General features: G+C 65.6%; 11 protein-coding genes and 1 tRNA gene. 3 read left to right on the top strand and 9 right to left on the bottom strand.

Annotated elements, in window-relative coordinates:
• Positions 1-76: 76 nt before the first annotated feature.
• From gltB to KF730_RS12205, 7 genes are all read right to left on the bottom strand, one after another.
• On the bottom strand, positions 77-4,585 hold the full coding sequence (gene gltB / locus KF730_RS12235) for a glutamate synthase large subunit (protein ID WP_294097583.1): 4,509 nt from the start codon (positions 4,583-4,585) through the stop codon (positions 77-79).
• Positions 4,582-5,130, bottom strand: a complete 549-nt coding sequence (locus KF730_RS12230; protein ID WP_294097581.1) for a hypothetical protein — start codon at positions 5,128-5,130, stop codon at positions 4,582-4,584. Before KF730_RS12230 ends, gltB begins: the two co-directional genes overlap by 4 nt.
• A 1-nt stretch (position 5,131) precedes the next feature.
• Positions 5,132-6,568: an NAD(P)-dependent oxidoreductase gene (locus KF730_RS12225; RefSeq protein WP_294097579.1), complete on the bottom strand. Its 1,437-nt coding sequence runs from the start codon at positions 6,566-6,568 to the stop codon at positions 5,132-5,134.
• A 123-nt stretch (positions 6,569-6,691) separates the two neighbouring features.
• A complete protein-coding gene (locus KF730_RS12220) occupies positions 6,692-7,492 on the bottom strand; it encodes an undecaprenyl-diphosphate phosphatase (protein WP_294097574.1) in 801 nt (266 codons plus the stop codon).
• Positions 7,493-7,526: 34 nt separating this feature from the next.
• The gene (locus tag KF730_RS12215) at positions 7,527-8,453 is read right to left on the bottom strand and encodes a complex I NDUFA9 subunit family protein (protein ID WP_294097572.1); all 927 of its coding nucleotides are present in this window, start codon (positions 8,451-8,453) and stop codon (positions 7,527-7,529) included.
• A 480-nt stretch (positions 8,454-8,933) separates the two neighbouring features.
• Positions 8,934-9,440 (bottom strand): hemerythrin domain-containing protein, encoded by a 507-nt coding sequence (locus tag KF730_RS12210; RefSeq protein ID WP_294097558.1) that lies wholly within the window; start codon positions 9,438-9,440, stop codon positions 8,934-8,936.
• A gap of 90 nt (positions 9,441-9,530) precedes the next feature.
• Complete coding sequence (locus KF730_RS12205) at positions 9,531-10,688, bottom strand: phosphatidylserine/phosphatidylglycerophosphate/cardiolipin synthase family protein (RefSeq protein WP_294099862.1); 1,158 nt, start codon at positions 10,686-10,688, stop codon at positions 9,531-9,533.
• 202 nt (positions 10,689-10,890) lie between these two features.
• Between KF730_RS12205 and rpoZ the strand changes: the two genes are divergently transcribed.
• The gene (gene rpoZ, locus KF730_RS12200) at positions 10,891-11,235 is read left to right on the top strand and encodes a DNA-directed RNA polymerase subunit omega (RefSeq protein WP_294097556.1); all 345 of its coding nucleotides are present in this window, start codon (positions 10,891-10,893) and stop codon (positions 11,233-11,235) included.
• A 150-nt stretch (positions 11,236-11,385) separates the two neighbouring features.
• On the opposite strand, the gene KF730_RS12195 is transcribed toward rpoZ, so the two are convergent.
• Positions 11,386-12,057 (bottom strand): RlmE family RNA methyltransferase, encoded by a 672-nt coding sequence (locus KF730_RS12195; protein WP_294097554.1) that lies wholly within the window; start codon positions 12,055-12,057, stop codon positions 11,386-11,388.
• Positions 12,054-13,109, bottom strand: coding sequence for a Ppx/GppA phosphatase family protein (locus KF730_RS12190; protein ID WP_294097552.1), 1,056 nt, complete (start codon positions 13,107-13,109; stop codon positions 12,054-12,056). Before KF730_RS12190 ends, KF730_RS12195 begins: the two co-directional genes overlap by 4 nt.
• A gap of 183 nt (positions 13,110-13,292) precedes the next feature.
• Here KF730_RS12190 and KF730_RS12185 point away from each other — a divergent pair.
• Positions 13,293-13,366: transfer RNA gene (locus KF730_RS12185), tRNA-Gln, on the top strand.
• 137 nt (positions 13,367-13,503) lie between these two features.
• Positions 13,504-14,126: integrase arm-type DNA-binding domain-containing protein (locus tag KF730_RS12180; protein ID WP_294097550.1), on the top strand; the 623-nt coding region annotated here is incomplete at its 3' end.

Genomic DNA, 14,126 nt, shown 5'->3' with positions numbered 1-14,126 from the left:
GCGCGCGTCCTTGCCCTGCGGTGCGTCGGAGCCGGCTCCTTAGCCAGCACCGCGCCCGCGGGGAAGTGGTGAAGACTTACTCTGCTGCCGCCGCGTGCGCGGAATCATCGAGCGGTTCGGCGAGGCGGGTGAGCATCTCCTTCGGCACCACCTGCCAGAAATGGCCCAGCGCGCGGTCCCATTCGTCGAGCAGGCCCCGCGACCATTTGCTGTCGGTCGCGTGCGCGTGCGCTTCGACCAGCGCACGAAGCTTGGCTTCCCAATGCGCCGAGGCGAGTCGTTGCCAGACGATGCTCTCGGGATTGGCTCTGCTCTCGAAGCTGCCGTCCGCGTCGTACACAAAGGCCATGCCGCCGGTCATGCCGGCGCCGAAGTTGGAGCCGACCGTGCCCAGCACCACGGCGGTGCCGTTGGTCATATATTCGCAGCCATTGGCGCCGCAGCCTTCGACCACCACTTCGGCGCCCGAATTGCGCACCGCGAAGCGCTCCCCGGCCTGCCCCGCCGCGAAGAGCCGTCCCGATGTCGCGCCATAAAGCACCGTGTTGCCTAGAATCGTGTTCTTCCACGATTCCATCGGTGAGCTGACCATCGGCCGCACGACGATGGTGCCGCCGGACAATCCCTTGCCGACATAGTCGTTCGAATCGCCGAACACTTCGAGGGTGACGCCCTTGCACAGGAACGCGCCGAGCGATTGCCCCGCCGAACCGCGCAGGCGGACATGGATATGCCCGTCGGCAAGCGTCGACATGCCGAACTTGCGGGTGACTTCGCTCGACAGCCGGGTGCCGACCGCGCGGTGGGTGTTGCGCACCGTATAGGTCAGCTGCATCTTCTCGCCGCGCGAGAAGACGGCGGCGGCGTCCCTGATCATCTGCGCGCCGAGGCTGTCGGGCACTTCGTTGCGGAAGGTGCTGAGCGAGAAGCGCCGCTCGGCGTCACTCGCATCGACCTTGGCGAGGATCGGGTTCAAATCGAGATCGTCGAGATGCTCGGCGCCACGGCTTACCTGACGCAGCAATTCGGTGCGGCCGATGACTTCGTCGAGACTGGAGAAGCCGAGCTTGGCGAGGATCTCGCGGACTTCCTCGGCGATGAAGGTCATCAGGTTGATGACCTTCTCCGGCGTGCCGGTAAACTTCGCTCGCAGCCTCTCGTCCTGGGTGCAGACGCCGACCGGACAGGTGTTCGAATGGCATTGGCGCACCATGATGCAGCCCATCGCGACGAGGCTCAATGTGCCGATGCCGAACTCCTCGGCCCCCAGGATCGCGGCGATCACGATGTCGCGCCCGGTCTTGAGCCCGCCATCGGTGCGCAGCTTCACCCGGCCGCGCAGGCCGTTGAGGGTGAGGGTCTGGTTGACTTCGCTGAGGCCCATTTCCCACGGGGTGCCGGCATATTTCACGCTGGTCTGGGGGCTGGCGCCGGTGCCGCCGACATGGCCGGCGATCAGGATCACGTCGGCATGTGCCTTGGCGACACCCGCCGCGACGGTGCCGATGCCCGCCGAGCTGACCAGCTTGACGCACACTCGGGCGCGCGGGTTGATCATCTTCAAATCGTAGATGAGCTGGGCCAGATCCTCGATCGAATAGATGTCGTGGTGCGGCGGCGGCGAGATCAGCGTCACCCCAGGAGTCGCGTGGCGCAACTTCGCGATGAACTCGGTGACCTTGAATCCGGGCAGCTGCCCGCCCTCGCCGGGCTTGGCGCCTTGGGTCACCTTGATTTCGATCTCGTCGCACGCGTTGAGATATTCGGCGGTGACGCCGAAACGGCCCGACGCGATCTGCTTGATGACCGAATTGGCGTTGTCGCCATTTTCGCGGGGGCGATAGCGCTCGCTATCCTCGCCGCCCTCACCCGAGACGGCCTTGGCGCCGATGCGGTTCATCGCGATCGACAGCGTCTCATGCGCTTCCTTGCTGAGCGCGCCTAGCGACATGCCCGGCGTGACGAAGCGCTTGCGGATCTCGGTGATCGCCTCGACTTGGTCGATGGCGATGCCCGAATCGGGGAAATTGAACTCGAGCAGATCGCGCAGATAGACCGGCGGCAGATCGCGAACCCCGCGCGAGAAGGCGAGATAATTCGAATAGCTGTCGGTCGAGACCGCGGTCTGCAGCAGGTGCATCAGCTGCGCCGAATAGGCATGCGTCTCGCCGCCGAAGCGCTGGCGGTAAAAACCGCCGATCGGCAGCGTCGCGACGCCGGCGTCATAGGCGGCATCGTGGCGCATCGTGGCATTGAGGTGCAGCGAGGCATAGCCTTCGCCCGAAATCTTGGCGGGCATGCCGGGGAAGAGATCGTGGACCAGAGCGCGGCTGAGGCCGACCGCCTCGAAGTTATAGCCGCCGCGATAGGAGGAGATCACTGCGATCCCCATCTTGGAAAGGATCTTGAGCAGCCCCTCGTCGATCGCCTTGCGGTGGCGGTACAGGCAATCTTCGATGCTGAGATCGCCGAACAGGCCCCGCGCCTGACGGTCGACGATCGCGGCTTCGGCGAGATAGGCGTTCACCGTCGTCGCGCCGACGCCGATCAGCACCGCGTAATAGTGCGTGTCGAGGCATTCGGCGGTGCGGATATTGACCGAGGCATAGCTGCGCAGCCCGCGGCGGACGAGGTGCGTGTGCACCGCCGCCGCCGCCAGCACGCCGGCAATCGCGACCTTGTCCGGCCCCTGATGCTCGTCGGTCAGGAACAGTTCGGTGCAACCGGCGCGGACCGCCTGCTCGGCCTCGTAGCGGATGCGCGTGATCGCGGCGCGCAGCGTGTCGGCGTCCCCGCCCTTGTCGAAGGTACAGTCGATCTCGGCCGCCTGGCTGCCGAAATGGCTGCGCAACCGGTCCCAGTCGCTATTGGTCAGCACCGGGCTTTCGAGCACCAGCACGCGGCTGCCCCCGCCCTCGGTATCGAGGATATTGGCAAGGTTTCCGAAGCGCGTGCGCAGCGTCATCACCTGGCGCTCGCGAAGGCTGTCGATCGGCGGGTTGGTGACCTGTGAGAAATTCTGGCGGAAGAACTGGCTGATCAGGCGCGGCTTGTCGCTGATCACCGCCAGGGGCGTATCGTCGCCCATCGATCCGATCGCTTCCTTGGCGGTCTCGACCATCGGCGACAGGATCAGCTCCATATCCTCCAGCGTCTGGCCTGCGGCGACCTGGCGACGGGTCAGTTCGGCACGCTCGAAGCGCAGCGGTTCGAGCGTGGGTGCGGCAAGGGCATCGATCCGGATGAACTCGCCGATCATCCCGGCATAATCGGCCTCGCCCGAGATGCGGTCCTTGATCGCACGGTCCTCGAACAGCACGCCGCTATCGAGATCGACCGCGATCATCTGCCCCGGGCCCATCCGGCCCTTGGCGACCACCGAGGATTCGGGGATCTGGACCATGCCGGTCTCGGAGCCAACGATGAGCAGCCCGTCACTGGTCTGGGTGTAGCGCAGTGGCCGCAGCGCGTTGCGGTCGACACCCGCGACCGCCCAGCGGCCATCGGTCATCGCCAGCGCGGCGGGGCCGTCCCACGGCTCCATCACGCTCGCGAGATACTTATACATCGCCAGATGGTTCGGCGGCGTGTCCTCGTCGGACCATGCCTCGGGAACGAGCATCAGCTTGGCGGTCGGCGCGTCGCGGCCCGAGCGGCAGATCGCCTCGAATACCGCGTCCAACGCCGCCGTGTCCGAAGCGCCCGCCGGGATCACCGGCTTGATATCCTCGCTCTGCTCGCCGAACGCCAGGCTCGCCATCTTGATCTCGTGGCTGAGCATCCAGTTCTTGTTGCCGCGGATCGTGTTGATCTCGCCATTGTGGGCGAGGCAGCGGAATGGCTGGGCCAGCCACCATTGCGGGAAGGTGTTGGTCGAATAGCGCTGATGGAAGATCGCGACCCGGCTGGTGAAGCGGTCGTCCTTGAGGTCGGGATAGAAGTCGCTGAGGGATTCGGCGAGGAACAGCCCCTTGTAGATGATCGAGCGGCAGCTGAGCGAGCAGATGTAGAAACCCTGCACCTGCGCGGCGATGATCCGCTTCTCGATCCGGCGGCGGACCAGATAGAGGTTCTTTTCGAATTCGGCGGCGTCCTGATCGCCCGGCAGCGGCCCGGCGATCATGATCTGCTCGATCTCGGGACGCGTCGCCTGCGCCTTCATCCCGATGACGCTGACATCGACCGGCACCTGCCGCCAGCCATAGATGGTGTAGCCGGCCTCGATGATCTCGGATTCGACGATGGTGCGGCACGCTTCCTGCGCCCCGAGATCGGTACGCGGCAGGAAGATCATGCCGACCGCGAGCCGGTTGGGCAGCACGCGATGGCCGCCGGCGGCGATGGCATCGTCGAAGAAGCGCGCCGGCAGATCGACATGCAGGCCGGCGCCGTCACCGGTCTTGCCATCGGCATCGACGGCGCCACGATGCCACACCGCTTTCAGCGCATCGATCGCCGATTGCACCACGCGGCGCGACGGCTGGCCGTCGGTCGCGGCGACCAGGCCGACGCCGCAGGCATCGCCTTCGAATTCGGGGCGGTACATGCCCTCACGGGCGAGGCGCTCGCGCTCTGCCTGGCTCATTCCTCAATTCCCTGCTTGGCGAGCGTTTCCGTCAGGCCCGCTTCGCAGGCATCTTCCGCCGCCATCACCTCATCGAACATCTTCGTACTCATCTCGGTTTGCATCACCTCGCCGAAGCGCTTGAGCGGGTAGCGCCGCATCAGCGCCTCCATCTCGGGCGAGCCGTCCTCCGCCTTTTCCGCCGCAGCGAGATCGGGGCCGGTGTAGAACGCGATCATCGCGCGCAGTTCGTCGTCGGTCAGCTTGCGCGTGACCGCGAGCAGCAGGCGGCTGACCGTCTCGTCGCGCCTGGCGCTCGAGCAGCGCACGCGATCGGCAAAGGCCGCGGCGATCGCTGCCGATTTCGCCGGATGCGCCTTGGTTATATCCGCGGCGCGCGTGGCAGCCAGCGGATCGGGCCCGGGCTGTTCATTACCCGAAGGCGGCAGGACCGAGACGAGCTTGGCGGCAAGTGCCTCATGCGCGTCGGGATCCTTTGAGATCTGCGCTTGGCCTGCGGAAAGCATCAGGACCACGAACGGAGCAGCGGCGAGCAAGATACGCATCTCAGGCAGCCTCCGCCTTCGCGCGGGCGCGCATCCACGCATGCATGTGCGCCGAGACATCCCGGCCGTCGCGGATCGCCCACACCACCAGGCTGGCGCCCCGGACGATGTCGCCGGCGGCGAAGACGCCGTCGAGGCTGGTCATCATCGTCTTGCCATCGGCGCGGACCGTGCCCCAGCGGGTAACGCCGAGTTCGGGCGCGCCGAACAGGGCCGGCAGATCCTCGGCTTCGAAGCCGAGCGCCTTGATCACGAGATCGGCGGGGAACTGGAACTCCGCGCCCGGATCGCGCTCGGGCGAGCGGCGGCCGCTGGCGTCGGGCGCGCCAAGGCGCATCTTCGCCGCTTTCACGCCGGTGACCCTGTCGCCGCCGTCGAACGCTTCGGGGGCGGAGAGCCAGACGAACTCGACGCCTTCCTCCTCGGCATTGGCGGTCTCGCGCTGCGATCCGGGCATATTGGCGCGGTCGCGGCGGTAGAGGCATTTCACCGATGTCGCGCCCTGGCGGACCGCAGTGCGCACGCAGTCCATCGCCGTGTCGCCGCCGCCGATGACGACGACATGCTTGCCGGCGGCATCAAGGCTTCCATCGTCGAATTCGGGAACCGCGTCGCCGAAACCCTTGCGGTTGGAGGCGGTGAGGTAATCGAGCGCTTCGACCACGCCCGCCGCGCCTGCACCCGGCGCCTTGATGCCGCGCGCCTTGTAGACGCCAGTGGCGATCAGGATGCTGTCGTGCTTCGCGCGCAATTCGTCGAGGCTGGCGTCGCGGCCGACTTCGAAACCCTGGTGGAAGACGATGCCGGCTTGCTTGAGCCGCTCGACGCGGCGCATGACGACATGCTTCTCCAGCTTGAAGCCGGGAATGCCATAGGTCAGCAACCCGCCGGCGCGGTCATGGCGATCATAGACATGCACGTCATAGCCATAGCCGCGCATATATTCGGCCGCGGCGAGCCCGGCGGGCCCGGCGCCGATCACCCCGACCGACTGGCCGCGCGCGGGGCCGACCTGCACCGGCTCGACCCAACCTTCTTCCCACGCGGTGTCGGTAATGAACTTCTCGACCGAACCGATCGTCACCGCGCCGTGACCCGAGAATTCGATGACGCAATTGCCTTCGCACAGCCGGTCCTGCGGGCAGATGCGGCCGCAGATTTCGGGCATGGTCGAAGTGCTGTTCGACAGCGCATACGCCTCGCGCAGCCGCCCCTCGGCGGTCAACCGCAGCCAGTCGGGGATATGATTGTGGAGCGGGCAATGCACCGTGCAATAGGGCACGCCGCATTGCGAGCAGCGCCCAGCCTGCTCCTCCGCGTTCGGCACCGCGTAGCGATCCGCGATCTCACGGAAATCCTCCGCGCGTAGCTTCGCCGCGCGCTTTGACGGGTATTGTTGGCCCGTGCCGACAAATTTGAGCATGCGTTCGTCTGCCATATCGCCCCGCTATAACAGGGCGACGGTGAATTAAAGTCATTAGGACTGACCTATTTATCGAAATAACGGACGACGCGCACGATAATTACAAGAATTCCCGGTTATTTTATGGCCGTTTCGGCCTTATCTTAGTCCAAGCCACACCAATGTCGCAGCACCGGCAATGATTCGGTACCAGGCAAATGGCGCGAAACCGTGCTTTGTGACCACCGCGAGGAACGCCTTCACCACCGCCAGCGCGACCACGAACGACACGACGAAACCAACCGCGATCAGCCCGAGACTGTCCGAAGTGATCGCGTCGCGATGCTTGTAGAGCTGGAGCACGGTCGCGCCGGTCAGGGTCGGCAACGCCAGGAAGAAGCTGAAATCGGCGGCGGTGCGGCGGTCGATTCCCAATGCCATCGCCCCCATGATCGTCGCGCCCGAACGGCTGACGCCCGGGATCATTGCCAGGCACTGGACCAGGCCGATCTTGATCGATTGGCCGAGCGAGACGCCGGATATGCCAAGCACGTTGTTGGTTTTGGCCAGCCGCTCGACCAGCAGGATCGCGACGCCGCCCGCGATCAGCGCCCAGGCGACCACCGTCGCATTCTCGAGCAGAGCGTCGATCTGGTCGGCAAAGGCTAGCCCCAGCACGACGGCGGGAATGAAGGCGATCAGCAGGTTGCGCACGAACGCGACCGAACTCGCTTCCCATTTGAGCAGGCCCTTGAACACCGCGAGGAAGGTTCGCCAATAGAGCGCGACGATGGCGAGGATCGCGCCGGGCTGGATGGCGATGTTGAACACCGCCCATTTCGCCGCGTCATAGCCCATCAGCTCGGTGGCGAGGATCAGATGCCCGGTCGATGAGACCGGCAGGAACTCGGTGATGCCCTCGACGATGCCGAGCAGGATCGCGACGATGATATCGCTCATGTGATACGCCCCCTTTTACCCCAAAACGCCGCGTTCAGGCCGCGGCGCGCGCCTTGCCGAAGCGGCCCGCCTTGCGAAAGCGCACCATCCATGCCGGCGCGACCGTCGCTAGCGGTGTCGGCACGATGCCGAAGGCGCCGAAGCCCACGCCGGTCGCCGGGACGACATTGTCGGTGGCCAGCATCCGCCATTGATCGCGGGTGATCGGGGCGAAGGGCAGGAACGGCACGATGCCGCCGATCGCATCGGGCAATTCGATAAAAGATACGTCGCGTCCGATCGTGGCGCCGATCCATTTGAACAGCCCGGCCATTGAAATCACGTCGGGCCCGCCCAGCGTGTAGGTGCGCCCGGCATGCGTGGCGGGATCGGCCAGCGCCTGAACGATCGCCTGCGCGACATCGGCGACATAGGCCGGCTGGAACTTCGCCTCGCCGCGTAGCACCGGCACTGCCACCGGCGCGTTGGCGATCATGCCGGCGAAGCGATTCACGAACCGGTCCTCGCGGCCGAACAGGATCGACGGGCGGAAGATCGTCGCGTCGGGGAATGCCTTGCGGACCGCGGCATCGCCTTCGCCCTTGCTGCGGCCATAGGCCGAGTCCGGATCGGCGCCCAGCGCGGATATGTGGATCAGCGACGATACGCCCGCGGCGGCGGCGGCCTCGGCGACATTGCGCGCGCCTTCCACATGCACGCCCTCGAAATCGCCGCGCAGCACTCCGGCGAGATTGACCACCGCATCCGATCCGCGAAGCGCGCGCGCGAGGCTTTCGGGCTTGCGGACATCGGCCGCGGCGAACTGGGTCTGGCCGAGCCCGCCGAGCGTCTTGACGAACCAGGCGTCGCGCGGACGCGGCTGCACCACCCGCACGCGCGCGCCGGTGGCGAACAGGTCCTGCGCGACATAGCGGCCGAGAAATCCGCCTCCACCGATCAGCGTTACCAGCCTGTCCTTCATGCGCGCCTACTCCTGCGAACGAGCCGCCTCCCATGCCGCGCGGCGCGGGAAACGGCAAGCGCGCGAGCATGGCGTTGTCCGCGATTTGCAATCGGCTGGATAGCCTTCCGGCTTGTCCCTAGGCAGAGCTTCTCATGTAGGATTCCGTATGAAAGAGTCCGCGCGGCTCTTTCTCATTGTCATCGCTTGTCAGCATGTCGGCGCACGCACCCGATCCGCACATGGCCTAGACTTCGCCGGAACTTTCGCCGGAAAACGCCCCATGGTCAGTGCGACCATTGGGACCATTCGCGTTGCCAGGCTCGCCTGCGTCATGACGAATCGCCCGCTTGGATCTGGCGATAACCTATCAACCCCCCTCCCTTGATGGGAGGGTGAGGGTGATTGCTCTCCAGCACCGGCGCGTGGAGAGCATCCATCCAATCCCTCCCCCATCAAGGGAGGGATTGGCTCAGTCACATTGTTAATCGAGTCCCGGCCTTAGACCGCTACATCGCTCAGCGTCGTCGTCTCGGGCTTGGGCAGGCCGCTCGCCTTGTAGGTGGCGATCAACTGTTTCTTGCGGGCGCGCATCTGGTCGCCCAGCGCGTCCATATCGAGCCCGGCCCGGCGCGCCTGGCTGAACATGCCCTCCATTCGCTTTTCTTCCTCCTCGACATGGTGCTCGATCTGTTCGGAGAGGACCTTGACCTTGGCATCATAATATTCGTCGTCCGGGCCGCCCGCTTCGATCTCGGCGATCAACACCTTGGCGCCGTCATGCTCGACATAGGCTTCCTTGAGCAGATCTTCCTCGATCTTGCCCTCGCAGGCCGGATAGAAGATCTCCTCCTCGATCTTGGTGTGGACGGTCAGCTCCATGCAGATCTGCATCGCGAGCTTTTCCTTCCTGCCCGCGCCGCTGGCGGCTTCGAACTGCTCGAACAATTCCTCGACCTTGCGATGGTCGGCTTTCAAAAGGGCGATCGCGTCGGGTTTGTCGGCCATGATGATGCTCCCTGTCTGTCTCAGGGTGCAAACGCGTGCTTGCCTGCGCGGTGCCAAATGCGAGTCGTTCGCTCAAGCACCTGATCTGGATCAGGATTTTCGGCGCGGCGCGAAATTGAGGCGGCGCGTGACGTTATAATCGAGCACCGCCATCACGAAATAGGCGGCTGCCTGTTTGATCCGCGTCCATAGCCCGGTGCGCGCCTTGTAGAGCTCGGCCGTGATTCGCTCGGAATTGGCGATCTCGCCATCGACATAGGCGCGGACATGCGCGGCGAAGCTCGCATCCTCGATGCGGAACATCAGCTCCAGATTGAGGAACATCGAGCGGATGTCGAAATTGGCCGAGCCGATATGGACGACATCGTCGATGACGAAGAGCTTGGTGTGCAGCTTGGTCGGCTGATATTCGTAGATCTGGACGCGCTTGCGCAGCAACCCCGCATAGGTGAAGCGCGCCGCCCAGATCGCGGCGCCATGATCCAGTTTGGAAGGCAGCACCAGCCGCACGGTTCCTCGCTTGCCGGCCTTGTCGAGGCGGCGAAGCATCGCCGGATTCGGCGCGAAATAGGCGGCGATCAGGTCGATCGCCCTTGCCTGTTCCATGTCGCGCTTGACCACGCGCGCCCAGGGTGAGAGCCGCCGCATCGGCCCGCCGAGCAGCCAGCGCGTGGCACCATCGGGCTCGCTCCAGGCCTTGAGCGTTTTGGCGAGCTTGCGCATCGAGGCCCTGGGGCGCTTGGCCCAGCGCGACAGCGCGTCGAAATAGCCGGTCAGCCGCGCGACCGCCGGCCCTTCGACCATCAGCCCGAGATCGCGCCACGCGGCGTCGGCGGCGGTGCCGAAATAGCTGTCCTCGATGTTGAAGCCGCCGATCATCACCCGCTCTTCGTCGGCGAGCGCCAGCTTCTGGTGGTTGCGCAGCAGATAGCGCCGCCCCCAGCGCGGCACGAAGCGGCAGACATCGACGCCGGCGGCACGCAGCGGATCGAAAAAGCCTCTGCCCTGCGCGGGCTCGCTGCCCATGCCATCGACGATCAGATGAACCTCGACCCCGCGCCACGCGGCCGCCAGCAGCGCGTCGCGCACCGCCTCGCCCGCCTTGTCGGCGACATAGATATAATAGAGCACGCGCAGCGATCGCTTGGCCGATTTGATCAGATCAAGCAAAGCCGCCAGTCGCGCGGGGCCTTCGGTCAGCAACGTCAGCCTGTTGCCGTCTACATCGAAGGTCGCGGGCACGGGCATCACCGGCATGTGCGGAGCATCGGCAAGGTTGGCAAGCGCATGCATGATCTGGCGGCGGCCTTTCGTTTCAGGTCCGTCATCAAACGCGCGTGTGGCGGAATCGTTCGCGCAGGGCGCGAAGCGCGCATTTCCTTGACAATTCGGAGCCTGCCGCCTAGGTGCCACGCCTTTCCGGACACCCTTAACTCCAAGGAAGCGTTCCATGGCGCGCGTCACTGTCGAAGATTGCGTCGACAAGATTTCCAACCGTTTCGATCTGGTGCTGTTCGCGGCCCAGCGCGCCCGTCAGATCTCCGGCGGCGCCGAGCTGACGATCGATCGCGACCGCGATAAAAACCCGGTCGTGGCGCTGCGCGAAATCGCTGAGGAAACCGTGCATCCCGCCCATCTCGAAGAGGCGGTGGTTTCGGGCATGCAGCGCGTCCAGATCGACGACGAGGAAGCTCCGGACGAGATCGGCAGCCTCTCGGCGTCGGCCGAAGCGCTCCGCCTCACTGCCGCCGCGCCGCCGCGGAACCAGAATCTGGGCAGCGATTACGACGGCTAAAGGCAGGCGAATCGCAGGATCAGAAAACGCCCCGGAAGCGATTCCGGGGCGTTTTCTATTCGGGCTTGGACTGCGCCGCGGCAAAGCCGCGTCGCCGGTCGTCGCGATGCGAGGCTGGCCGGGGCCGGTCCGCGACACGGAATAGCTATGCTATTCCGCTGATCGGCCCTTGAACCCCTGCGCCACCACGAACCATTCCACCGAACCTTTGCGGCTCGATGGCGGCTTGGCGTGCTTCACGGTCGCGAAGTTGCGCTTCAATTCGGCGACCATCGCCGAATCGGCGCCGCCGGCGAACACCTTCGAGACGAAGCTGCCGCCCTTCTCCAGATTCTGCACCGCGAAATCGAGCGCGAGCTCGACCAGTCCCATGGTTCGCAGCGCATCGGTCTGCGGATGGCCGACGGTGTTCGCCGCCATGTCCGAAATCACCAGATCGGGGGCGCCGCCCAGCGCCTCGAGCAGCAGGTCGGGGGCCTTATCGTCCATGAAATCCATCTGGAAGATCGTCACGCCTTCGATCGGATCGACCGGCAGCAGGTCGATGCCGACGATCGCCGCCTTGGGCATCTTGCGGCGGATCACCTGGCTCCAGCCGCCCGGCGCCAGACCCAGATCGACGACGCGTTTCGAGCCCTTGAGGAAGCCGAATTTCTCGTCGAGCTCGATCAGCTTATAGGCGGCGCGGCTGCGATAGCCCTCGGCCTTGGCCTTCTTGACGTAAGGGTCGTTGAGCTGGCGTTCGAGCCAGCGGTTCGATTGCGGCGTCCGCCCGCGCGAAGTCTTGACCCTTGTATGGGTGCGCGATCCGCCCCGGCTCACAGCATCCGCCCATTCATCAGCCGGCGGAGGATGCCCTCGCGGATGCCGCGATCGGCGATGCCCAGCCGCGCGGCGGGCCACAGATCGAGGATCGTTTCGAGGATCGCGCAGCCCGCCACCACCAGATCGGCGCGCTCCGAGCCGATGCACGGCACCTGACTGCGCTCGGCCAGCGTCATCCCGGCCAGCCGCGTGCTGACCTCACGCATCGCCTGCGTCGGAACGATCAGTCCGTCGATCACCGAGCGGTCATAGGCGGCAAGGCCGAGATGGACACTGGCGAGCGTGGTCACGGTGCCGCTGGTGCCGAGCAGCCGCGGCGTACCCGCAGGCGGCCGCAAGCGGCCGGCGAATGGCGCGAAGCTCGCTTTCACCCGTGCCCGCATGTCGGCGTAGAGATCGGCGAGACCCTGCGCGCCCGATCCGGCCTGCCCGGCGGCCTCGGTCAGCGATACCACACCCCATGGCGCGCTGTGCCAGTCGAGGATGCGGGGCACCGGCACTTGCGAATCGACCAGCACCAGTTCGGTCGAGCCGCCGCCAATATCGAAGACGATCGCCGGGCCGTCCCCGGGCTCCAGCAAGGCGTGGCAGCCGAGCACCGCCAGCCGTGCTTCCTCCTCGGCGGTGATGATGTCGAGGGCGATGCCGGTCTCGCGGTAGCAGCGCTCGATGAACTCCGCGCCGTTCACCGCTTGACGGCAGGCCTCGGTCGCGACCGAGCGGGCGAGCGTCACGTTGCGGCGTTTCAGTTTCTCGGCGCAGACCTTGAGCGCGGCGATGGTGCGTTCGATCGCCGCGTCGGACAGGCGCCCGGTGGTGGCGAGGCCCTCGCCCAGCCGGACGATTCGCGAAAAGGCATCGACCACCGCGAACCCGCCGCCTTGCGGGCGCGCGATCAGCAGCCGGCAATTGTTGGTGCCGAGATCGAGCGCGGCATAATGGCGCGATTCGGGCCAGCGCGAGCGCGGCTGGCGGTCCTGTGGCGGCGCATGGGTTCCGGTCGAATCGGACCTCGGGCCGCGGGGTATAGTGGCGGAGCCATCCCCCATCGTACTGCACTCACTTATGTTCTGTTTGGGTCGCGGGCCATGACGGCCCGTCCCATGCTTGGCCGCAGGGGTAGCGAAGAGTCGCCGCTGCGGCAAGGATGGGGTCCGAAGCGGCGTTGACAGGTCAGGAACCCCGCCCTATTTCGCGCGGCCTGCCAGCCGCGCCCTTGAGCGCTTGGCCGATGCCCCGTCGTCTAAAGGTAAGACTACGGACTCTGACTCCGTCAATTGAGGTTCGAATCCTCACGGGGCATCCAAGCAGGCCGATCAGGGGCGATCATCGCCGCTCAAAACGCCTTGATTTCCGCCCTTCCACGCCACACACCGCGATCATGCGCGATCACGCGCGATCATGAAAAGGCCCCCAATTTGGGGGCTTTCTTGGGGGCGGGCTTTGCTGACGGATTTTCACTGTCGCAATGCGAAGAAGAAGGAGCGCCCTTACAAGCTCTCCGACTCCGGCGGGCTCTATCTCTACGTCACCGCCACGGGCTCTCGGTCGTGGCGGTTCAAGTACCGATTCGGCGATCGGCCGGATGGCAAAGCGGGGAAGGTCGAGCGGAAGCTGGTCTTCGGCACCTATCCTGCCATGACGCTCGAGGAGGCGCGCGCAGCGCGAGACGCGGCGCGCAAGCTGCTGTTGCAGCGGATCGATCCAGGAGTTCGCAAGAAGCAGGAGGAGGCCGCCACCTCGGCCGCATCCGCCAACACCTTCGAGGCGATCGCGCGGGAGTATCATCGCCTGAAGGCCGGCACGCTGGCGCCCAAATATGGCAAGGCGATCCTTCGCCGCCTCGAGACGCACGCCTTCAGGGAGCTGGGCGGCACGGCGATCACCGAGATCACCGCCCCCATGGTGCTGAAGGCGATTCGGGCGATCGAGGCGAAGGGCAAGCTCAACATGGCGCACCGCGTTCGCGGGCACATCTCGGAGGTCTTCGTCCATGGCATCTCGACCGGACGCTGCGCCAACGACCCGGCCGCGATCATCCAGCGGGCGCTGGTGCCGAAGGACAC

Origin of the sequence: Sphingomonas sp. (assembly GCF_019635515.1) — a bacterium.
GTDB lineage: Bacteria > Pseudomonadota > Alphaproteobacteria > Sphingomonadales > Sphingomonadaceae > Sphingomonas.
This window is presented reverse-complemented; position numbering and strand designations above follow the sequence as displayed.

Coding starts and splice junctions, on each gene's coding strand:
- KF730_RS12190 (WP_294097552.1), bottom strand. CDS start 13,109: ATGGGGGATGGCTCCGCCACTATACCCCGCGGCCCGAGGTCCGATTCG.
- rpoZ (WP_294097556.1), top strand. CDS start 10,891: ATGGCGCGCGTCACTGTCGAAGATTGCGTCGACAAGATTTCCAACCGT.
- gltB (WP_294097583.1), bottom strand. CDS start 4,585: ATGAGCCAGGCAGAGCGCGAGCGCCTCGCCCGTGAGGGCATGTACCGC.
- KF730_RS12230 (WP_294097581.1), bottom strand. CDS start 5,130: ATGCGTATCTTGCTCGCCGCTGCTCCGTTCGTGGTCCTGATGCTTTCC.
- KF730_RS12205 (WP_294099862.1), bottom strand. CDS start 10,688: ATGCCCGTGCCCGCGACCTTCGATGTAGACGGCAACAGGCTGACGTTG.
- KF730_RS12225 (WP_294097579.1), bottom strand. CDS start 6,568: ATGGCAGACGAACGCATGCTCAAATTTGTCGGCACGGGCCAACAATAC.
- KF730_RS12215 (WP_294097572.1), bottom strand. CDS start 8,453: ATGAAGGACAGGCTGGTAACGCTGATCGGTGGAGGCGGATTTCTCGGC.
- KF730_RS12220 (WP_294097574.1), bottom strand. CDS start 7,492: ATGAGCGATATCATCGTCGCGATCCTGCTCGGCATCGTCGAGGGCATC.
- KF730_RS12210 (WP_294097558.1), bottom strand. CDS start 9,440: ATGGCCGACAAACCCGACGCGATCGCCCTTTTGAAAGCCGACCATCGC.